The organism is Accumulibacter sp. (assembly GCF_023806625.1).
In the GTDB taxonomy this organism is placed as follows: Bacteria; Pseudomonadota; Gammaproteobacteria; order Burkholderiales; family Rhodocyclaceae; genus Accumulibacter.
In genome coordinates this window covers 7,687-28,476 of record NZ_JAMTDX010000072.1, presented here as the reverse complement: position 1 = coordinate 28,476, position 20,790 = coordinate 7,687, and the positions used below count along the sequence as shown (strand labels likewise).

The 20,790-nt window shown below is 67.5% G+C and carries 19 protein-coding genes; 9 read left to right on the top strand and 10 right to left on the bottom strand.

Annotated features, from left to right (window positions below; translation table 11 throughout):
• The first annotated feature begins 22 nt into the window (after positions 1–22).
• From pxpB to NFW05_RS12265, 5 genes are all read left to right on the top strand, one after another.
• Positions 23–796 (top strand): 5-oxoprolinase subunit PxpB, encoded by a 774-nt coding sequence (gene pxpB / locus NFW05_RS12285; RefSeq protein WP_295307130.1) that lies wholly within the window; start codon positions 23–25, stop codon positions 794–796.
• Entirely contained in the window at positions 793–1,875 is a 1,083-nt protein-coding gene (locus tag NFW05_RS12280) for a biotin-dependent carboxyltransferase family protein (RefSeq protein ID WP_295307128.1), read from the top strand. The genes pxpB and NFW05_RS12280 overlap by 4 nt, the downstream gene beginning before the upstream one ends.
• Positions 1,872–2,660, top strand: a complete 789-nt coding sequence (locus tag NFW05_RS12275; protein ID WP_295307125.1) for a 5-oxoprolinase subunit PxpA — start codon at positions 1,872–1,874, stop codon at positions 2,658–2,660. The genes NFW05_RS12280 and NFW05_RS12275 overlap by 4 nt, the downstream gene beginning before the upstream one ends.
• Positions 2,661–2,789: 129 nt before the next feature.
• Positions 2,790–3,902: a cell division protein ZapE gene (gene zapE / locus NFW05_RS12270; RefSeq protein WP_295307122.1), complete on the top strand. Its 1,113-nt coding sequence runs from the start codon at positions 2,790–2,792 to the stop codon at positions 3,900–3,902.
• A 14-nt stretch (positions 3,903–3,916) separates the two neighbouring features.
• Positions 3,917–4,822, top strand: a complete 906-nt coding sequence (locus NFW05_RS12265) for a hypothetical protein (RefSeq protein ID WP_295307119.1) — start codon at positions 3,917–3,919, stop codon at positions 4,820–4,822.
• A gap of 112 nt (positions 4,823–4,934) precedes the next feature.
• Here NFW05_RS12265 and NFW05_RS12260 read toward each other — a convergent pair whose 3' ends face one another.
• Together NFW05_RS12260 and leuA are read right to left on the bottom strand one after the other, a co-directional pair.
• Positions 4,935–6,218 (bottom strand): aminotransferase class I/II-fold pyridoxal phosphate-dependent enzyme, encoded by a 1,284-nt coding sequence (locus tag NFW05_RS12260; RefSeq protein WP_295307116.1) that lies wholly within the window; start codon positions 6,216–6,218, stop codon positions 4,935–4,937.
• Positions 6,219–6,333: 115 nt separating this feature from the next.
• Entirely contained in the window at positions 6,334–8,025 is a 1,692-nt protein-coding gene (gene leuA / locus NFW05_RS12255) for a 2-isopropylmalate synthase (RefSeq protein ID WP_295307113.1), read from the bottom strand.
• A gap of 173 nt (positions 8,026–8,198) precedes the next feature.
• Here leuA and NFW05_RS12250 point away from each other — a divergent pair, with 173 nt between their 5' ends.
• Entirely contained in the window at positions 8,199–8,669 is a 471-nt protein-coding gene (locus NFW05_RS12250) for an Lrp/AsnC family transcriptional regulator (protein WP_295307110.1), read from the top strand.
• A gap of 364 nt (positions 8,670–9,033) precedes the next feature.
• On the opposite strand, the gene NFW05_RS12245 is transcribed toward NFW05_RS12250, so the two are convergent.
• Entirely contained in the window at positions 9,034–9,630 is a 597-nt protein-coding gene (locus NFW05_RS12245) for a FlgO family outer membrane protein (protein ID WP_295307107.1), read from the bottom strand.
• Entirely contained in the window at positions 9,627–10,397 is a 771-nt protein-coding gene (locus NFW05_RS12240) for a hypothetical protein (protein ID WP_295307104.1), read from the bottom strand. Before NFW05_RS12240 ends, NFW05_RS12245 begins: the two co-directional genes overlap by 4 nt.
• A 141-nt stretch (positions 10,398–10,538) precedes the next feature.
• Here NFW05_RS12240 and NFW05_RS12235 point away from each other — a divergent pair, with 141 nt between their 5' ends.
• The gene (locus tag NFW05_RS12235) at positions 10,539–10,856 is read left to right on the top strand and encodes a helix-turn-helix transcriptional regulator (protein WP_295307101.1); all 318 of its coding nucleotides are present in this window, start codon (positions 10,539–10,541) and stop codon (positions 10,854–10,856) included.
• A 342-nt stretch (positions 10,857–11,198) separates the two neighbouring features.
• Here the strand turns inward: NFW05_RS12235 and mnmC are convergent, their stop codons facing one another.
• The 5 genes from mnmC to NFW05_RS12210 form a co-directional block, all read right to left on the bottom strand.
• Entirely contained in the window at positions 11,199–12,419 is a 1,221-nt protein-coding gene (mnmC, locus tag NFW05_RS12230) for an FAD-dependent 5-carboxymethylaminomethyl-2-thiouridine(34) oxidoreductase MnmC (protein ID WP_295307099.1), read from the bottom strand.
• A gap of 24 nt (positions 12,420–12,443) precedes the next feature.
• Positions 12,444–13,958, bottom strand: coding sequence for a lysine--tRNA ligase (gene lysS / locus NFW05_RS12225; RefSeq protein ID WP_295307097.1), 1,515 nt, complete (start codon positions 13,956–13,958; stop codon positions 12,444–12,446).
• A gap of 51 nt (positions 13,959–14,009) precedes the next feature.
• A protein-coding gene (gene prfB / locus NFW05_RS12220) for a peptide chain release factor 2 (protein ID WP_295307094.1) occupies positions 14,010–15,114 on the bottom strand; the annotation gives its coding sequence in 2 pieces (ribosomal slippage) (positions 14,010–15,032 and positions 15,034–15,114; 1,104 coding nt in all).
• 198 nt (positions 15,115–15,312) lie between these two features.
• Positions 15,313–16,032, bottom strand: a complete 720-nt coding sequence (locus tag NFW05_RS12215; protein ID WP_295307091.1) for a PEP-CTERM sorting domain-containing protein — start codon at positions 16,030–16,032, stop codon at positions 15,313–15,315.
• Between the two features lie 195 nt (positions 16,033–16,227).
• Entirely contained in the window at positions 16,228–16,953 is a 726-nt protein-coding gene (locus NFW05_RS12210) for a YebC/PmpR family DNA-binding transcriptional regulator (protein ID WP_295307089.1), read from the bottom strand.
• Positions 16,954–17,089: 136 nt separating this feature from the next.
• Between NFW05_RS12210 and NFW05_RS12205 the strand changes: the two genes are divergently transcribed.
• Both NFW05_RS12205 and NFW05_RS12200 read left to right on the top strand, forming a co-directional pair.
• Positions 17,090–18,610 (top strand): helicase HerA-like domain-containing protein, encoded by a 1,521-nt coding sequence (locus NFW05_RS12205; RefSeq protein ID WP_295307086.1) that lies wholly within the window; start codon positions 17,090–17,092, stop codon positions 18,608–18,610.
• Between the two features lie 123 nt (positions 18,611–18,733).
• Positions 18,734–20,380, top strand: coding sequence for an alpha-amylase family glycosyl hydrolase (locus tag NFW05_RS12200; RefSeq protein ID WP_295307083.1), 1,647 nt, complete (start codon positions 18,734–18,736; stop codon positions 20,378–20,380).
• A gap of 120 nt (positions 20,381–20,500) precedes the next feature.
• Here the strand turns inward: NFW05_RS12200 and NFW05_RS12195 are convergent.
• Positions 20,501–20,790, bottom strand: a 290-nt coding sequence (locus tag NFW05_RS12195) for a PEP-CTERM sorting domain-containing protein (protein ID WP_295307081.1), incomplete at its 5' end; no start/stop codon positions are given.

Here is a 20,790-nt window from a genome sequence, read left to right as displayed (position 1 = left end):
CGGACCCGTCCGGACAATGCCGATGGACTTCCGGCTGCTCGACGCGGGCGATACGGCGCTGACCATCGAGTTCGGCGAGACGGTCGACCGGCGCCTGCTCGCCCGCGTGGCTGCCGCCGAAGAGATCCTGGCGCAGCGCGTCGCCGCTGGCCGGCTGGCCGGCGTCGTCGAAACCGTGCCGACCTTTCGCTCACTGACCGTGATCTACGATCCGCTGCGTACCAGCCGCTCGGCGCTCGAGCCGTTGATCCGCTCGGCGCTCGAGCAGGCGGCGTCAGCCGTCGCGCGGCAGGGCGCGCTGTGGGAGTTCCCGGTGTGCTACGGCGACCAGCTGCCCGAGGCCGGGCCCGACCTCGCTGACCTCGCGGAGCACTGCGGTCTGACGCCGGCCGAGGTCGTCGAACTGCACTCGGGAGTCGCTTACGAGGTCCACCTGATCGGCTTCCTGCCCGGCTTCCCGTTCATGGGCGACCTGTCCACGCGACTCGCGCGGCCACGCCGCGTCGAGCCGCGCGTGCGCGTTCCGGCCGGCAGCGTAGCGACGGCGGGCGCCTTGACCGGGATCTATCCGTGGGACAGCCCCGGCGGCTGGCACCTGATCGGACGCTGCCCGGTTCCGCTGTTCTCGGCTGACTGGGCGCGGGCGGCGCTCTTGCAGCCCGGTGACCGCGTCCGTTTTCGTGCCGTCGGGGTCGGCGAGTACCATTCACTGATCACCCGGATCGGCGATGGTCAGAGCATCGATCGACTCGAGCGCGAGTTCCGGGCCGCCGGCGCCGCAGGCAGGCGGCGGTGAGTTCTCGCACTGCTGGCCTGCTGGAAATCGTCCATCCGGGAGCCTGGGCTTCGCTGCAGGATCTCGGCCGGCCGGGCCTGCGGCGGATCGGCGTGCCGAGGTCCGGCGCGCTCGAGCCGGGCTGGCTGCGACTGGCCAACGCGCTGCTCGGCAATGCCGAAGACTGTCCGGCGATCGAGATGATCGGCGGCGGGCTCGTCGTCAGGGCGCTCGGCGAGCCGCTTCAGGTGGCGCTGGCCGGCAGGCTCTCGGCCGAGGTCGGTGGCACCGGCAGCCGGCGTCGCCTGCCGTCGTGGCGCAGCCTGACGCTGGCACCGGGCGAGACGCTGCGCTGCGTGATGCTCTCCGGTGCGCGCGTCGGCTATCTGGCGCTCGCCGGGATCGACGTGCCGCGCCGCCTGGGTAGCGCCTCGACCTGTCCGCGGGCTGCGCTCGGGGGCCTCGACGGCCAGCTGCTCGGTCCCGGAGACCGCATCCCGGGTGCACTGATCGACGGCAGCGAACGCCGGCTCGCGGCAGCGCCGGAAAGCGAAGCGGAGCCGATTCGCGTCGTCCTCGGTCCGCAGGACGACCACTTCGAGCGACGGTCGCTGGCCCGCTTCCTCGACACCGCGTATCGGGTTTCGGGCGATGCCGACCGGATGGGCCTCCGTCTCGAAGGTCCGCGGCTCAGGCACGCCGCGGGGAAGGGCGCGGAGATCGTCTCGGACGCGACGGTGCCCGGGTCGATCCAGGTTCCCGGCCACGGGCTGCCGATCGTCCTGCTTGCCGACGGCCAGACGATCGGCGGCTACCCGAAGATCGCCACGGTGATTTCGGCCGATCTGCCACGGCTCGCAGTCTTGGCGCCGGGTCAGACGGTTCGCTTTACGGCCGTCGCCGTTTCGGCTGCCGAGAATCTGGCGCGCGCTCGCGAGGCGGCGCTGCGCGCGGCGATCAGTGCGATCGTCGAACTCCCCCACCGCGGAGAAGCCGACCTCCAGGCGCTCTACGGCGGGGCCAATCTGATCAGCGGGGTCGTCGATGCCTGCCCGGGGCGGGCTGGCGGCGCACGCGGCGCTGCGCAGGAGCAGCCATGAAGCCGCGAAGGATCAACCTCAACGTCGACCTCGGCGAAAGCTTTGGCGCCTGGCAGATGGGCTGCGACGCCGAACTGCTGCGCGTCGTCGGCACGGCGAACATCGCCTGCGGCTTTCATGCCGGAGACCCGCTGGTCATGCGGCGGACGGTTCGCGACGCGCTCGCTGCCGGGGTCAGCGTCGGCGCGCATCCGTCGTTCCCCGACCTGCAGGGCTTTGGGCGGCGGGCGATGCATATCCCTCCCGCCGAACTCGAAGCGATGCTCCTCTACCAGATCGGCGCTCTCGCCGGAATCGCGCAGGCCGAGGGCGCCAGGCTGACGCACGTCAAGCCGCACGGCGCGCTGAGCAACATGGCCTGCCGCGACGCGGCGCTGGCCGCGTGCGTGGTCGCCGCGATCGGCAGTTTCGACCGGTCGCTGATCCTGCTCGCGCCGGCGATGTCGCAACTGGCGATCGCCGGAGAGGACGCCGGCCTGGCGGTCGCCGCCGAGGTCTTCGCCGACCGCGCGTACGACGATGGCGGCCAGTTGCTTCCGCGAGGTCAGGCCGGTGCCGTCCTCGACGACGTCGCCGAGTGCGTCGCGCAGGTCGAGCGCATGCTCGAGACGGGCGGCCTGGTCAGCGTCAGCGGCCGGCGGATCCGGACGACGTTCCAGAGCATCTGCGTCCATGGCGACGGGCCGCGGGCGCTCGCCGTCGCGACTGCCGTTCGCGCCGCGCTCGAAGCGCTTGGCGTCGAGCTCGTACCGCTGCCCGAGGCACTGGCCGGCGCGGCGGTCTGACGCTTCGCCGGCGATGGTTTAGAATGGCGGAGCTGTGCGAGGTGGCCCCGGCGTGCGGACGGGTGTCGGCCTGGCGCACCGTCGAACGACCCCGGGCCAGCCGGCTGCCTGGCTAGCGGATAGACGCCGATGCCTCACCGAGTCCTGAAAGTCCCCGAGCGGGGAATGATCGAAGCCTACGAGCGGATGCTCGCGGTGCGCAAGTTCCGGGCGGATCCTGCGCAGCGGGCCGCCGCCGAGCGGCTGCAGCGGCTCTACTACGACCTGCTCTCGTTCAAGGTCGGGCGGCGCAACGCGCTGCGACGGGTCTTCGCGCCGCCCGAACTGCCGCGGGGCGTCTACTTCTGGGGCGGCGTCGGGCGCGGCAAGAGCTTCCTGATGGACTGCTTCTTCGACGCGGTACCGTATCGGCGCAAGCGGCGGATCCACTTCCACGCCTTCATGCACGGCGTGCACCGGCAGCTCAACGAGCTCAAGGGCGAGAGCGACCCGCTGTTGCGCGTCGCCGAGCGCATCGCCAGCGAAGTGCGCCTGCTCTGCTTCGACGAGTTTCACGTCTCCGACATCGCCGACGCGATGATCCTCGGTCGCCTGCTCGATGCGCTGTTCAAGCGCGGGGTGATCTTCGTGATGACCTCGAATTACCCGCCGGACGGGCTCTATCCGCACGGCTTGCAGCGCGAGAACTTCCTGCCGACGATCGCCCTGCTCAAGTCGCGCCTCGACGTGCTCGAAATCGACGCCGGCGTCGACTACCGGCTGCGTGCGCTCGAACAGGTGGAGATTTTCCACTACCCTGCCGACGCCGCCGCCGAGCTCAAGATGGCCGAGTACTTCGGCAGAATCGACGGCAGCGAAGGAGACAGTGGCGGCAGCGTGGAGATTCTCGGTCGCGAAATTCCCACCCGGCGCCGTGGCCACGGAGTCATCTGGTTCGACTTCAGGTCGCTGTGTGGCGGGCCGCGGTCGCAGAACGACTACCTCGAACTCGCGCGCGGTTACCACACGATCCTGCTCTCGGCGATTCCGCGGATGTCGCCGAGCATGGCTTCGGAGGCGCGTCGCTTCACCTGGCTGGTCGACATCCTCTACGACCACAAGGTCAAGCTGATCGCCACTGCCGATTGTGCTCCCGATGCGCTGTATACGCAGGGGACGCAGGCCAGCGAGTTCTTCCGCACGGCGAGTCGACTGACCGAGATGCGCTCCCGCGAGTACCTCGGCCTGCCGCACCTCTCCTAGGCCACGGCGCAGGCATGTCGCTGCCTGCCCCGTGCAGGGAAGTCGCCCGACCGGCGGTGTCGGCGGTGCGGCGCTGGCTGCTGGCGCTGCTCGTGGCTTTTCCGCTGGCCGGCTTCGCCGAGCAGGAGATCGAGGTCATCGCGCTTCGCCACCGCACGCTCGACCAGGTGCTGCCGGCGTTGCAGCCGTTGCTCGAGCCCGGCGGCGCGCTCTCGGGGATGAACGACCAGCTGATCGTGCGCGCTTCACGGCGCAACCGCGAGCAGATCAGGCAGGCGCTGGCAGCGATCGATACGCCACCGAGGCGCCTACTGATTCTCGTCAGCCAGAACCGCGACGTTCGGGCAGCAGAGCAGGGGGCCGAACTCTCGGGGAGGGTCGTCATCGAGCAAGAGGGACGCGTGGCGCAGCCGCCAGGGGGAATGGCCGGGGGAAACAGGATCGAAATCCGGCGCGGTGCGTCGGTGGTCACGGCGCAGGGCGGTGACTGGCAGGGACGCCAGGCGATCGGCGGCACGCAAAGGGTGCAGGTGATCGAAGGCGGGCGTGCGTCGATTCAGATCGGCCAGTCGCTGCCCGTCGCGCTGCGCCAGGTCGCCTACGGACCACAGGGGGCAGTGGTCAGCGAGGGTATCGTCTATCGCGATCTGGGCCAGGGCTTCTACGCCGCGCCGCGCGTCTCGGGCGATCGGGTGACGCTCGAGATCAGCCCGCAGTTCGATACCCCGGGCGACCAGGGATACGGCAGCGCCAGCACGCAGCGCCTGGTGACGACGATCACCGGGCGGCTCGGCCAGTGGATCGAGCTCGGCGGCAGCAGCCAGAGCAGCCAGTTCGGCAGCTCGGGCAATCTCTCGTCGTTGCGCGCGCAGAGCAGCGATTCCCGGAGCGTCTGGCTGAGGGTCGACGAACTGCCCTGAGCCGTTCAGGGAACCCCTCGGCGGGCCCGGCGCCCCGCAGTTGTTCCCGGGAGGCGCCCGGGGCGGCGGAAGCGTCTGACCGAGCAGCGGCTCCCGCCCGCTGGCCGGGAGTTCAGGCGGCGGCCAGCGCCTGTTCGAGATCGGCGATCAGGTCGTCGATATGCTCGATGCCGATCGACAGGCGGATCATTTCCTCGGAGACACCGGCCTTGGCGAGTTCGGCCGGCGCGAGCTGGCGGTGCGTCGTCGACGCCGGATGGCAGGCGAGCGACTTCGCGTCGCCGATGTTGACCAGGCGGGTGAATAGCTGCAGGGCATCCTGGAAGCGCGCGCCGGACTCGACGCCGCTACAGTCGGAGCCCTTGACGCCAAAGGTGAGGATTCCGGAAGCCTTGCCGCCCATGTACTTTTCGACGAGCGCGTGGTCGGGGTGTTCGGGCAGGCCGGCGTAACTGACCCAGGCGACCTTCGGATGACCCTTGAGGTAGGCGGCGACTGCTTCGCTGTTTGCGCAGATGCGGTCCATGCGCAGCGGCAGAGTCTCGAGCCCCTGAAGGATCAGGAAGCTGTTCAGCGGCGAGATCGCCGCGCCCATGTTGCGCAGCGGCACGACGCGCGCGCGTCCGATGTACGCGGCGGGGCCGAGCGCTTCCGTATACACCACGCCGTGATACGAGACGTCGGGCTCGTTGAGCCGCCGGAACTTGAGCTTGTGCTCGGCCCACGGAAAACGCCCGCTATCGACGATCATCCCGCCGATCGAGTTGCCGTGACCTCCGATGTACTTGGTCAGTGAATGCACGACGATGTCCGCGCCGTGCTCGAAGGGTCGGCAGAGATAGGGCGACGGCACCGTGTTGTCGACGATCAACGGGACGCCGTGGCGGTGGGCGATCGCGGCGAGCTCCTCGAAGTCGGTGACGTTGCCGAGCGGGTTGCCGACCGACTCGCAGTACAGCGCCTTGGTCTTGCCGTTGATCAGCCGTTCGAAGCTCGAAGGATCGGCATGATTGGCGAAGCGGACCTCGATTCCGTACTGGGGCAGTGTGTGCGCGAACAGGTTGTAGGTTCCGCCATAGAGCGTCGAGGCCGAGACGACGTTGTCGCCGGCTTCGGCGATGGTCATGATCGCGTAGGTGATCGCCGCCTGCCCCGAAGCCAGCGCGAGTCCGCCGACGCCGCCCTCCATCGCCGCCACGCGCTTTTCGAGCACGTCCTGGGTCGGGTTCATGATCCGGGTGTAGATGTTGCCGGCGACCTTGAGGTCGAAGAGGTCGGCTCCGTGCTGGGTGCTGTCGAACGAATACGAGGTCGTCTGATAGATCGGCACGGCCACTGCCTTGGTCGTCGGTTCCGGGCTGTAGCCGGCGTGGACAGCGAGGGTCTCGAGCTTCATCTGGGGTCTCCGTAGCGGGTTGGGACGGTGCGGCGAAGCGCGCATCTTAGCATTCCCGACCGCCGGCGTCGGAGGGGTGCGAGCCGCTGGCCAACGGCAGCGAGCTCGCTTCCCGTCAGGCGGCCTGGACGTCGAGGTCGTCGATGGCGACCATCGGCAGTCGATTGACGCCGTTGATCAGCGCGCGAACCGAGGCGGTGACGATGTTGCCGTCGATTCCCACGCCGTAACATTCTCCGGCGTGGCCCGCGCTGGCCAGTTCGAGGAACGCACACGCGCTGGCGTCGCTGCCGCGGCCGGCCATCGACCGCTCTTCGTAGCTGCGCACTTCGACGATCAGTCCGATGCCGCGCAGGGCATGGACCGTGGCGTCGATCGGGCCGTTCCCTTCACCGCTCAGCAGATGGACCCGGCCGCCGATCTCGAGCTTCAGGCGAATCCCCTGCGCCGCGCCGTGCTCGTACAGGTGGTGCTCGAGGTAGCGGATCGGCCTGTCGATCTCGAGATAGGTGCGCGCGAAGAGCTGCCAGATCTCGGCGGCGGTCATTTCCCCGCCGTGCGTGTCGGTGTGCTCCTGAACGGCTCTCGAGAACTCGACCTGCAGGCGGCGAGGCAGGACGACCCCGTATTCGGACTCGAGCAGGAAGGCGATTCCTCCCTTCCCGGACTGGCTGTTGACGCGGATCACCGAATCGTAGCTGCGCCCGACGTCGGCCGGGTCGATCGGCAGGTACGGGACGCTCCACGGTCCGTCGGCCGGCTGCACCGCAAGGCCCTTGCGGATCGCGTCTTGGTGCGAACCCGAAAAAGCGGTGAACACGAGGTCGCCGACATACGGATGGCGCGGGTGGATCGGCAGTCGGCTGCAGTGTTCGACGGTCCGCGCGACGGCGTTGATGTCCGAGAAATCGAGGCTGGGCGAGATGCCCTGGGTGTACAGATTCAGCGCCAGGGTGACCAGGTCGACGTTGCCGGTGCGCTCGCCGTTGCCGAACAGGCAGCCTTCGACGCGCTCGGCCCCGGCCATCAGAGCGAGCTCAGCCGAGGCGACGGCCGTTCCGCGGTCGTTGTGCGGATGGATGCTGAGGATCACGCTGTCGCGGCGCGCGAGACGCCGATGCATCCATTCGATCTGGTCGGCGTAGACGTTCGGCGTCGTCACTTCGACGGTCGTCGGCAGGTTGAGGATCACCTTGTCGTCGGGAGTCGCTCCCCACGCTGCGGTCACCGCGTCGCAGACTTCAAGGGCGAAGTCGAGTTCGGTGGCCGTGAAGGTCTCGGGGCTGTACTCGAGTACCCACCGGGTTTCCGGGTGCTCGGCGGTCAGCTCACGGATCAGTCTGACCGCGGCGACGGCCATGTCGATGACCTCGGCTTTGCTCATTCCGAAAACGTGCTCGCGGAACGGTCGGGAGGTGGCGTTGTAGACGTGGACGATCGCCCGGCGGGCGCCGGCGAGCGACTCGATCGTGCGCCGGATCAGGTGCTCGCGCGCCTGGGTCAGCACCTCGATGGTCACGTCGTCGGGGATGTGGCGCCCGTCGATCAGTTCGCGGACGAAGTCGAAATCGGTTTTCGACGCCGACGGGAAGGCGACCTCGATTTCCTTGAAGCCGATCTCGCAGAGCGTGTGGAACAGGCGCAGCTTGCGTTCGGCGTTCATCGGCTCGAAGAGTGCCTGATTGCCGTCGCGCAGGTCGGTACTCATCCAGATCGGCGCTGCGCCGATCGTGCGGCTGGGCCACTGCCGGTCGACGAGCCCGACGGCCGGGAACGCTCGATACTTGGTCGAAGGGTCTTTCAACATCGCTGTGCTCTCCTGAGAGTGGTCGGGTGTTTGCAATGAGTCCATGGTACCGGCAATGGTCCGGCAGGTGCTTGCGTTGTCGACCGCCGAACGACGGTGTTGAGCGATGATCTTGCGCAGGATCATGTTGAAACAGCATAATCTGCTTTTTCCCTGGACAAGGGTGCGCACCCATGCAGCTCGACCGCTACGACCGCCAGATCCTCAGGGAACTGCAGAAGGACGGCCGGATCAGCAATCAGGAACTCGCCGAGCGCATCGGCCTGTCGCCTTCACCGTGCCTGCGGCGGGTGCGCGTGCTCGAGGAGGCCGGGCTGATCATCGGCTACCGCGCGCTCGTCGATCCGAAGCCGCTCGGCCTGTCGCTGATGGCGCTGATCCAGATCTCGATGGACCAGCACACTCCCGAGCGCTTCAGCCAGCTCGAGGCCGCGATCGGCGAGATCCCCGAGGTCATGGAGTGTCTGCTGATCACCGGGCAGGCCGCCGACTACCAGCTCAAGGTGATCGTCAGGGACATGGACGCGTATCAGGATCTGCTGCTCAATCGCATCACCGGAATCCGCGGGGTGACCGGAGTCCATTCGAGCTTCGTCCTGCGCCGCGTGATCAACAAGACGGCGATTCCGATCCCCGAGCGCTGACCCGGCTACGGCCGGGCCGTGGTGACGGTCGCTTGTATGCGCGGACCAGCGACCGCTGCGCTTGCGGGTCACGCGCCGACACTCGGGCGAATGCAACGCTTGACGTTGCCCTCGGGTCTCGGGCTCATACTTACGGCCCGCAGAGCCCCGGGCGGGCGCGCTTATCAGTCCCGATGCGTCCGGTCAGGCAGCGGGAGTTCTCGTCCGTAGCCCGGTTGCCGAGAAGGTCTGAGACCTTCTCCGAAACGCATTGCGGAGCAGTCGATGGTGGGCTATAGGTACCGAGGTCGGCGACTATTTCGATCCGTGCCGCAACTGAACAGATTCCCCGAGACGCTCTCCGGGCGCACGGCCAAGCCTGAGCTCATTGCGGCGATTTCCTGAGGAGGCTACGAACCTGCTTGTCCATCGGCAGCGCGTAGTCGTAGGCCGCGAGAATCATGCTCCGGCCAGGATCGACGACTTTGAGGCTGACGTAGATCAGCGTCGAGCTCTCGGCGTAGGTGCCGACGATCACGGCCTGCGCACGGTGCGCTGAAGCAACCTCCTTGATCTCTCGGGTCAGCATGAACTCACCCTCGTTGCGCTTCATATACACGCCGTTGCGAACTTTCAACTCCACAACGCCATAACCCATCTGCGCGAGGCGCGAGGAAATCTGCTCAGAAATCAGTCGGCCAAACGTCGACGACTGTTCCAGCTGATCAATGTTGACCAGTGTGGTGACGATCAGGGGCGCTCCAGCTCCCCCAGCGCCAGGCAGATTGTTTGCCGAAACTGGGACCTGATAGCGCCGCATGAGCTCCGCTACCGCATTGTAGTTGGCGGCATTGAAAGCGCTGTTCTGCGCCTGTTCATAGGTCGGCTCGGGAGACTGCGTCGCCTGATAGGAAGAACTCCTCGAGGTGGTCTCGCAAGCAGTCAGCAGGACGGCTGAAAGAACCAACAGGGGAAATGTCACCGGCCGCACGTCGTTCTCCCTCCGCCACAATCGCCGACTACCGAAACCAGGCCTCCGCCCGAGTAGGCTGACGATGCCCGGTTCCAGTACAGGGCATCGTCTTCGTCAGCCGTGTAATAGATGTTGCTCGCCCGGCTGACGATACGGCCGCCATCGGCAACCGTCGCAGTCAGCAGAATCTCCGATCGGGGAGCCGGGCCCGACGCATACTTCCCTGAGCCATGAGCTTCGGTCCATGCCCAGCCAAAACCGTCGGCTGCGGCGGCCACGGTCAGCAGCGTGGCGCCGACGGCCACTCCCGGCGGGGACGCGTTGGCTGTTGCGGCGACGACTCCACCTACGGCCCAAAGGCCCGCCGCGAGCGCGGTCGCTTCGCCAAAGTAGTACGTATCCTTCAGTCGGTCAGGCCGGAACCGGTAGATCGAGTAGCGGACGTCCACCGCCAGAGCGCCGCGCGGATCGATCGCCACCGGAAGTCCCTGTGCAACCAGAGCCGTGATCAGCAGTTCCCTGAATCCTTCGACGAAGGGTTGTTCTCCACCCGGCTGAGGAACGAAAAGCGAGCGACCGTTCAGCTTCGCGCTCAGATCACGGTTGAGCTGCCCGGCTACGTGCTCGGCGATCATCTGCCAGTGGCTTGCCGCCTGAACTTTCTGCTGCGTCGCATTCGCGAATCGCGTTGGGGCAGGCGCGTCGGCGTAACGCGAGGCGCATGCCGACAGGCCACCGACGGCTACAACGAGCGCGCCCAGCAAGAACGTCTTCATCGAATCCTCCGTGATGGTTGGTCTCGCCGTGTCCGGCCCCCCTAGGCCGGGATCAGCGTGGGCTAGATACTAAGAACTCCTTAATTCGCGGTCAACAGAAAACTCAGATTCTCTTAGCTGGCTCTTCAAAATGTTTGCTTTATGTCCAACGCTTCCGTGTTTGGCTCTCGCCTCAGGGCAGCGCGGGTGCGTTCGGGGCTGACGCAGATGCAGCTGGGCGTCATGGCCAAAATAGACGAGTATTCGGCGAGCGCGCGAGTGAATCAGTACGAACGAGGCAAGCACCATCCGGATTTCGCCACCGCAGAGCGTCTCGCCGAGGTTCTGGGCGTACCCGTTGGGTATCTTTACACGTCCGACGAGACGCTGGCCGAGCTGATCCTGGTCATTGGAAGGCTGGACAGTGGCCAGCGCCAGGATCTGCTAAGGACTGCCAGGATTCTCTTGGAGACTCCGTGAACCCGAGAATCCCCGTTGCGTCGCAGATGCGCATCCGGCTCGCTCTGGGCATGGCCGACGGGCAGAGCACTGCGGGCAAAGGCCAATGCGTTCCGGGCTGGAGAATCTGCGAGAGGGGTAGCGAATCATGGCCGGGCTTTGAGGTGCCTCGATTCCGTGGCGGTCATCGCAGTGCTCGCGGGCCGGACGGTGCTGAGCCCCGTCGGGCCAGGGAGAGCGTACGCGGTCGACGAGTGCCTCGCGCGCGTGGCAGCCGAATTGCCAACCGCTGCTGGCGGGGTCCGGCGCTCGATAGTCCGCGGGGTACCAGCGGTGCTAAGGACGGGCCGGCGAAAAAGGCTCTCAGTTCCCGCAAGTCTTCCTTCCATTCTGGCCTCCTGGTGGTACCGGCCTTGGGCGCAGGACGAAGCGGCCGGGGTCGACGGCGGCGACGAGTTCGTCGGCCAGCGGGAGGCGTTCGCCCGTGATCTGGCAGGCGAGCAGCTCGCCGGCGAGCGCCGACCAGACGATGCCCCGGGCGCCGAAACCGTCGACGACGTACAGGCCGGGAACGCGCGGCAATTGGTCGAGCGTGCGCGCCGGCCTGCCGGCGGTGGCTTCCCGAGCGTCGGCGATCTGTCCGATCATCGGCAGCCGGTCGGGCGAGAGCGGACGGAAGCCGACCCGGCCGCCGAGGCGATCAGGGTCGACGTCGCTCCTGAACCCCGGAAGCATCAGCTCCAGCCGGGCGAGGTTCTCGCGCTGATCGGCTTCACGCAGCCCGGAATCGCGGTCGCCTATCGCGAAGGTTGCGCCGGCGCAGCGCAGGTCGTCGACCGGTGGCGTGACGTAGCCGAGCCGGCAGACGACGATTGGGGGGGGCGAGCCAGGTGCGGCGGGCAGGTGCGTGACCTGTCCGCGCGCCTCGCGCAGCGGCAGATGGCTGGCGACGGCGAAGCGCCGCGCAGCGGCCGCGTTGGCGAGGACCAGCACCGGCGCTTCGCCGATCGGCTGCCCGGCGGCATCACAGGCCCGCCAGAGACCGGCGTCGAAGGCGATCGTGTCGACCGGTCGGGAAAAGTGGGTGGCGATCGCCGATGCGTGCCGCGCGAGGTTCGCGCGGCAGAGCGAGGCCGGATCGACCCAGCCGCCACCCGGAAACCACCAGCCGCCGCTGCTCACCGGCCAGCCGGTCAGACGGCTGGCCGGCTCGCGGTCGACGAAGCAGAACTCGCCCGGGGCTGGGCGCTGTTCGGCGACGACGCGCTGCTGGGTCGCCTCGTGGCGCGCGTCGCGCGCCAGGTGGAGCACGCCGGTCTGCTGCCAGCGCACGGGCGCGCCGCTTCGCGCCAGCGCGTGCAGGTGATCGACGGCCTGGCGAAAGGCCGCCCGGGTCAGCCGGGCGAGCCGGTTGTCGTCGACCGAGGGCAGCGGCCGGAGGACGCCCGCACGGTTGCCCGAGGCGCCCTGGCCCGGTCCTGGCTCGGCGTCGATCAGCGAAATTCGCCAGCCGCGCGCGGCGAGTGCCGCGGCAGCGGCGGTCCCGGCGAGTCCGGCACCGACGACGATCGCCCGGCGGTCCATCGAAGCGCCTGCGCCGGCTGCCGCTTACTCCGGCCGCATCTGCGGGAAGAGGATCACGTCGCGGATGTTCGGCGAGTCAGTGAGCAGCATGACCAGCCGGTCGATGCCGATGCCGCAGCCGCCGGTCGGCGGCAGGCCGTATTCGAGCGCGCGGAGGTAGTCGGCGTCGTAGTACATCGCCTCCTCGTCCCCGGCCTCCTTGGCCCTGGCCTGTTCGAGGAAGCGCGCAGCCTGGTCCTCAGGGTCGTTGAGCTCCGAGAAGCCGTTGGCGATCTCGCGTCCGGCGATGTACAGCTCGAAGCGCTCGGCGATTTCGGGATCGCGGTCACTGCGTCGCGCGAGCGGGCTGACCTCGGCCGGGTAATCGACGATGAACGTCGGGTCCCAGAGGTCGGCCTCGGTCGTCTCCTCGAAGAGCAGCAGTTGCAGGGCTCCGAGGCCGGCACCGTGCGGAGGATCGACGGCCAGCGCGCGCAGCCTGTCGCGCAGCCACTCGGGGTCGCCGAGCTGGGCGACGCCATAGCCCGGGTGGGAACGCCGGATCGCCTCGACGATCGTCAGCCGGGCGAACGGCCGGCCGAGGTCGAGCGTACGCCCCTGGTATTCGAAGCACTCGCTGGCCAGCGCCTCGCGGGCGCTGTGGCGGATCAGTCCTTCGGTGAAGTCCATCAACTGGCGGTAGTCCGAGTACGCCTCGTAGAACTCCATCATCGTGAATTCGGGGTTGTGCCGCGGGCTGATTCCCTCGTTGCGGAAGTTGCGGTTGATCTCGAAGACCTTTTCGAGACCGCCGACGACGAGTCGTTTGAGGTACAGCTCGGGGGCGATGCGCAGGAACAGGTTCATGTCCAGCGCGTTGTGGTGCGTCGCGAAGGGCCGTGCCGTCGCTCCGCCGGGGATCGGGTGCATCATCGGCGTCTCGACCTCGAGGAAGCCGTGGGCGACCATGTGGCTGCGTATCGACTGGACGATCCGGCTGCGCACGGCGAAGGTGAACCGCGTCTGCTCGTTGGTGATCAGGTCGAGGTAGCGCATCCGGTACTTCTGTTCCTGGTCGGTCAGCCCGTGGAACTTCTCCGGCAGCGGGCGCAGCGACTTGGCGAGCAGGCGGATTTCCGTGCACCGGACGGTCAGCTCGTCGGTGCGCGTGCGAAAGAGCGTCCCGACCGCGCCGACGATGTCGCCGATGTCCCAGCGCCTGAACGCGTCGTACGTCGTCTCGTCGACCTGATCGCGGCTGACATAGACCTGCAGTCTGCCCGAGAGGTCCTGGATGGTGATGAACGAAGCCTTGCCCATCACCCGCTTGAGCATGATTCGCCCGGCGACGCTCACTTCGACCGGCGAATCGGCGAGTTCGTCGCGCGTCCTGGCGTCGTAGAGGTCGGCGATCTTGCCTGCGGTGTTCTGGCGGGCGAAGTCGTTGGGATACGCCTGGCCGCTCCGCCGCCACTCGGCGAGTTTGGCCCGGCGTTCGGCGATGATGTGGTTCTCGTCCTGCACGGCTGACGATTCGAACTGGTTTTCTCTGTCTGACATGATCGGGGACTTTTCGACGAACTCTGCGCGGGCGGGAACGGCCTAGGGTGCTCAGACACCCTGCTTGAGGCTGGCTTCGATGAACGGGTCGAGGTCGCCGTCGAGCACGGCCTGGGTGTTGCCGATCTCGACGTTGGTGCGCAGGTCCTTGATCCGCGACTGATCGAGGACGTAGGAACGGATCTGGTGACCCCAGCCGATGTCCGACTTGGCGTCCTCGAGCTTCTGCTGTTCGGCCTGGCGCTTGCGCATCTCGGCTTCGTAGATCCGCGACTTGAGCATGGCCATCGCTTCGGCGCGGTTGCGGTGCTGCGAGCGGTCGTTCTGGCACTGGACGACGATGTTCGTCGGCAGGTGGGTGATGCGCACGGCCGAGTCGGTCTTGTTGATGTGCTGGCCGCCGGCGCCCGAAGCTCGATAGGTGTCGATGCGCAGGTCGCCCGGGTTGATCTCGACCTCGAACGAGTCGTCGATCTCGGGGTACGCCTGAACCGAGCAGAAGCTCGTGTGCCGCCGCGCGTTCGAGTCGAACGGCGACTTGCGGACCAGGCGATGGACGCCGGTTTCGGAGCGCAGCATCCCGTACGCGTAGTCCCCGGAGATCTTGACGCTCGCCGTCTTGATGCCGGCGACCTCGCCCTCGGACTCCTCGAGCACTTCGACGGAGAAGCCCTTGCGCTCGGCGTAGCGCAGGTACATGCGCAGCAGCATCGCTGCCCAGTCCTGTGCTTCGGTGCCGCCGGCACCGGCCTGGATGTCGAGGAAGCAGTTCAGCGGGTCGGCTGGATTGTTGAACATCCGGCGGAACTCGAGCGCGGCGAGTTCCTTGTCGGTGTCGTCGAGGTCGCCGGCGAGCGCGGCGAGCGTCTCGTCGTCGTCCTCTTCACGGGCCATCGCGAAGAGTTCGCCGGAGTCGCTCAGAGAATTGCCGACGCGATCGAGGGTCAGGACGACGTTCTCGAGCGATCGCCTTTGCCGGCCGAGTTCCTGCGCGCGCTCGGCGTCGTCCCAGACCTTCGGGTCTTCCAGCTCGCGGGCGACGGTCTTTAGCTGATCAGCCTTCTGATCGTAGTCAAAGATACCTCCGCAATGCGGCGGCGCGCCCCGCAAGGTCGGCCAGGCGGTTTTCGATGGCGTTGATCTGTTCGGCTTCCATGGGGGCGTCCTGTGCTGCGAATTCGTCGAGGACGCATTATCCCCCAAATGCCGTGCCGGCGCACGCTGCCGCGGGGTGGAGCAATCCTGGGCACGCGCGACGCCGGGGAGTCGCGCGTGCCGGAACCGGGGCTGCGCTTGGCGGCTGCGGGCGAGGCGACGCGCCGGCCAACGAAGTGGGCGGCGCTGCGAAGATTCCCTAGCCGGCGAGCGGGCGACGTCGCCTGAGCAGGAGTCCGAGCACCGAGGCGGCAACGATTGGCAGGGTCGCCGGTTCGGGAACCGCATTCTGGATGTCCACGCTGACCGTCAGGCTGCCGACATTGTTGTACCAGCCGTAACCATCCATCGTACCCAGATAGAGCCGGGTGGCTCCGGTCGGGACGGCAAAGGTCTGGACCGTGACGCCGTCGTTGCGCCGGCCGTCGCCGATGAAGAACGGTTGCTTGAGCAGGGGGGCCAGCGAGGCGAAATCCCGTGCCAAGGCGGTGCTGAAGTCGAGGACCGTCGAGGGCGCCGCTGTCAGGCTCGGTTGCGAGCCGTCGAGGAACACGCCGATCAGCGCGTCGATCGGCGAGACGACGTTGCCGATGCCGTTCTCGGCGCCCCCGCTGTGGCCGGTCGGTCCTTCGTTCGCATCGCCTTCGGCGCCGGCGAGTCCGCAGCCTCCCGAGGTGCAGTGATCGGTCGATCCAGACGCCGAGAAGACGAGCAGATCTCCGGCGGCAAAAGACAGTCCCGTGACCAGGGCCGGCGACTGTCCCGGGGCAACATCTCCGGACGACGCCGTCGAACCGTTCGGCATTCCGGCGAGCCATGGGTCGGCCGTTCCGGGAACGCCGATCGTCGTCGCGGCTGCCGAAGCGGCCAGTCCGACGGTCATGACAGCAGCCAGGCTTTGCTTGATCGTCTTGAGCATGTCAGGGTCTCCAGGTTCAGTTTCAGCAGGCCCGTGGCGACCATCGATCGTCGTTCCGGCGGCACCTGTTTCAGACCACCAAGCACGTCGCGTGCCAGGAAAGAAAAGGCCTTGGAGAACAACCTTTTGCAGGGCATTGACGAGGGCCGCGCGCCCAGCCCTGTAAAGAATTCCGACAAGCGATCAGCCCCGGCGTCAGTCATCGAACACCGCGCTCGTATGGACTTCCTGGACGTCGTCGAGACCTTCGAGTACGTCGATCAGCTTCTGCATCCGCTGGGCGTCGTCTCCGGTCAGCGGCGTCTCGTTTTCGGGCTTCATCGTCACCGCCCCGAACTCGCTCCGGAATCCGGCGGCCTCGAGCGCTTCCTTGACCGTCATGTAGTCGTTCGGCGCGGTGATTACTTCGACCGAGCCGTCGTCGTTGGCCAGCACGTCGTCGGCGCCGGCCTCTATCGCCGCGTCGATCAGCGCGGCCTCGTCGATCCCGGGGGCGAAGACGATCTGCCCGCAATGCCGGAACTGGAAGGCGACACAGCCGTCGGTGCCGAGGTTTCCGCCGTACTTGTTGAACGCGTGGCGGACGTCGGCGACCGTCCGCGTGCGGTTGTCGGTCAGGCAGTCGACGATCACCGCCGCCCCCCCGATGCCATAGCCCTCGTAGCGGACCTCGACGTAATCGACGCCTTCGAGTTCGCCGGTTCCCTTCTTGATCGCGTTGTCGATCTTGTCCTTGGGCATGTTGACGCCCTTGGCCCGATCGATCGCCAGGCGCAGGCGCGGGTTGAACGAAGGGTCGCCGCCGCCGGCCTTCGCCGCGACGGTGATTTCCCGGGCGACCTTGGAGAAGGATAAGCCGCGCTTCTCATCCTGCTTGCCCTTGCGGTGCTGGATGTTTGCCCATTTCGAGTGTCCTGCCATGCTCTGCCTCTCGTCGTTGCTCTGCCTGCCAAGCCGACCCGCGGGGAAACAAAATTCGCCCCGGATGGTCGATAATCGAGCCGCGCATTGTAACATTTCGTCCGTTTCTGCCCTTTGCCGTTTCCCGGAGTCGAAGATGGTCGAACCGCTCGTGATCGCCAGACATGAAGACGTCGAACTCGCCTTGCTGCCGGCGCTCGCTAACCGGCATGGGCTGATCGCCGGGGCGACCGGAACCGGCAAGACGGTCACCTTGCAGCTTCTCGCCGAGCGTTTCTCGGCGATCGGCGTTCCGGTGTTCATGGCCGACGTCAAGGGCGACCTCTCGGGGCTCGCCGCTCCCGGTACGCTGACGCCGAAGCTGCAGCAGCGCCTCGAGGCGCTCGGCGTACACGATTTCGCGCCGGCGAAGTGTCCGGTCGTCTTCTGGGACGTCTTCGGCGCCCAGGGTCACCCGGTACGCGCGACGATCTCGGACATGGGTCCGGTGCTGCTCGCCCGACTGCTCAACCTCAACGAGACGCAGGCGGGGGTGCTGCAACTGGTCTTCCGGATTGCCGACGACAATGGGCTGCTGCTGCTCGACCTCAAGGATCTGCGGGCGATGATCCAGTACGTCGGTGAGAACGCCCGGAGCTTCACGACCGAGTACGGCAACGTTTCGGCGGCGTCGATCGGGGCGATCCAGCGCGGTCTGCTGACCCTCGGCGAGCAGGGTGGGGAGATCTTCTTCGGCGAACCGATGCTCGACATGGCCGACCTGATGCAGACCGACGAGGGCAGGGGGGTGGTCAACATCCTGGCCGGCGAGAAGCTGATGGGCCTGCCGCGCCTGTACTCGACCTTCCTGCTCTGGCTGCTCTCGGAACTCTTCGAGCAGCTGCCGGAGGTCGGCGACCTGGACAAGCCGAAGCTCGTCTTCTTCTTCGACGAGGCCCACCTGCTGTTCAACGAGGCGCCGCCCGCGCTGCTCGAAAAAATCGAGCAGGTCGTCCGGCTGATCCGCTCGAAGGGCGTCGGGATCTATTTCGTCACCCAGAACCCTCTGGACATTCCCGACACCGTGCTCGGGCAGCTCGGCAATCGCGTCCAGCATGCGCTGCGCGCGTTCACCCCGCGCGACCAGAAGGCGGTCAAGGCGGCTGCGCAGACGCTGCGCGCCAACCCGAAGTTCGACGCGGAGGCGGCGATCACCGAACTCGGCGTCGGCGAGGCGCTGGTCTCTTTCCTCGACGAAAAGGGCCGGCCGACGGTCGTCGAGCGTGCCTCGATCCTGCCACCGAGTTCGCGAATCGGACCGCAGACCGCCGAGGAGAGGCAGGCAGTGATCCGCAGTTCGCCGATCTACGGGCATTACGAGGCCGCCGTCGATCGCGAATCGGCGTACGAGCGGCTCAAGGGAGCACCGGCCGCCGCGCACCCCGCTGGCAGCCAGCCGGGAGCCGGCGCGCCGACTCGGGAGGCAACCGGCGGCGGATGGCTAGGCTCGCTGGGAGACCTGCTCGGTGGTGGCGGCGGGGAGCGGCGCGTCGGGCGGGGCGATTCGGTCCTCGAAACGGCGGCCAAGAGCGCCGCCCGGGCGATTGGTTCGCAGGTCGGGCGCGAGATCATCCGTGGCGTTCTTGGCTCGATCCTCGGCGGCTCGAATCGCCGCTGAGCGGCTCGCGGGAAATCGCCAGCGCGGCCGGGAGCGCTTCAGGTTGGGGCAGCCGGGGCGGGCGCTGCCCCTGATGGACGTCGTTGGCAGCGGGAGCGGGCAAGCCGAAGAAGGATCCCGGCGATGAGCCGAGCGTACGCCTGGTGGCAGCGTGAGATCATCTACCAGATCTACCCGCGTTCGTTCCAGGACAGCAACGGCGACGGAGTCGGCGACCTGCGCGGCATCCTTTCTCGCGTCGACTACCTCACCAGCCTCAACGTCGGCGCGATCTGGCTGTCGCCGATCTACCCGTCCCCGATGCACGACTTCGGTTACGACGTCGCCGACTACTGTGCGATCGATCCGCGCTTCGGGACGATGGCCGACTTCAACGAACTGCTCGTCGAGATCCATCGGCGAGGAATGCGCCTGATCGTCGACCTCGTCCCGAACCACACCTCGGACGAGCATCCGTGGTTCGTCGAGAGCCGCCGCGACGGCGACAATGCGAAGAGCGACTGGTACATCTGGCGCGATCCGGCGCCCGGGGGAGGACTGCCGAACAACTGGCTGAGCCATTTCGGCGGTCCGGCGTGGACCTTCGACGAGCGCCGCGGCCAGTACTACATGCACCAGTTCGCCCGCCAGCAGCCCGAGCTCAACTACCGCAACCCCGAGGTGTTCGAAGCGCTGCTCGAGGTGATGCGCTTCTGGCTCGACCGCGGCGTCGATGGCTTCCGCGTCGACGTGATCTCGCTGCTCCTCAAGGATCCGCTCTTTCGCGATGAGCCGCCGAATCCCGCCTGGGATGGCGTGCGCCAGTACGCCAGCCTGAGACACATTCACACTGGCAACCTGCCCGAAGTACACGGGCTGATCCGCCGGATGCGCGCGCTGCTCGATTCGCGCGACGCGCGGATGATGGTCGGCGAGGTCTATCTGCCGAATGCCGAACTGATGCGCTTCTATGGCGGCCCGGAAGCTCCCGAGTGCCATCTGCCGTTCAACTTCCAGCTGATCTCGACTCCCTGGCAGGCCGGGGAGGTCAGGGCGAAGGTGGACGCCTACGAGGCGGCGCTGCCGCCCGGTGCCTGGCCGAACTGGGTGCTCGGCAATCACGACCAGCATCGGCTGGCGACGCGCGTCGGCCTGGCGCAGGCGCGCGTCGCCACGATGCTGCTGCTGACGCTGCGCGGTACGCCGACCTGCTATTACGGCGACGAAATCGGCCTGCGCGACGTGGCGCTGCCGCGCGAGTGCTGGCGTGACCCGGTGGCGATCAACCAGCCGCAGATCGCCCACCTTCTCGGCCGCGACCCCGAACGCACGCCGATGCAGTGGGACTCGTCGGCGAACGCGGGTTTCGCCGCAGCCGGCGTACTCCCCTGGCTGCCGGTCGCGGGCGACCACCGGACGGTCAATGTCGCTGCCGAGTCGGCGGATCCCCAATCGATCTTGAGCTTCTTCCGGGCACTGACCGCGCTGCGTCGGTCCGAGCCGGCGCTCGGCGTCGGTGCCTATCGGTCGATCGACGCCGTTGCCGACGACGTCTACGCGTATCTGCGCAGCGATGGCGAGAGTCGCCTGCTGGTCGTTCTCAACTTTGCCGGCGGCACGCGTCGCCTGACGCTGCCGCGGGGCCTCGGTGACTCGCGGATTCTCCTGTCGACCACCTGCCGTCTGCCCGAGGAAGCGGTCGTGGTCGACCGGTTGCAACTCGGACCCGACGAGGGGATCGTGCTCCGCTTGGCCGAAGGACCGTCAGGCGGAGCGCCGTCGCCCGCCTGACGGGCTCTTCAGGCCGACCGACCCGGGGATTCCGGCAAGCGGCATCGACTCGCCAGTGCCTCGCGGGTCGGTCGCCTGGCTCCGGCAAAGGCGCCAGGCGGGACCGCTCTGCGGCGGAGCTCAGGCCTTCGCGCTGCGCCGGCGCGCTGCGAGCGTGGCGAGACCAAGCCCGAGCAGCGCCAGCGTGCCGGGTTCCGGAACCTGGTCGGCGGTGTTGATGCTGATCGTGATCTGGTCCAGACCGAACGACTCGTCGCCGCCGCCCACGCCGTTCACCAGCGGGGCGCCGCCCTGCCAGCCGGCGCCGCTGGCGAAGAAGCGAACGATCGCCGAGCTGGCCGTGTGCGGGATGTTCAGCAAGGCGTTGACTCCGGTAAAGTCGTAGGCCGAGTCGTTCCAGCCGGGATTGA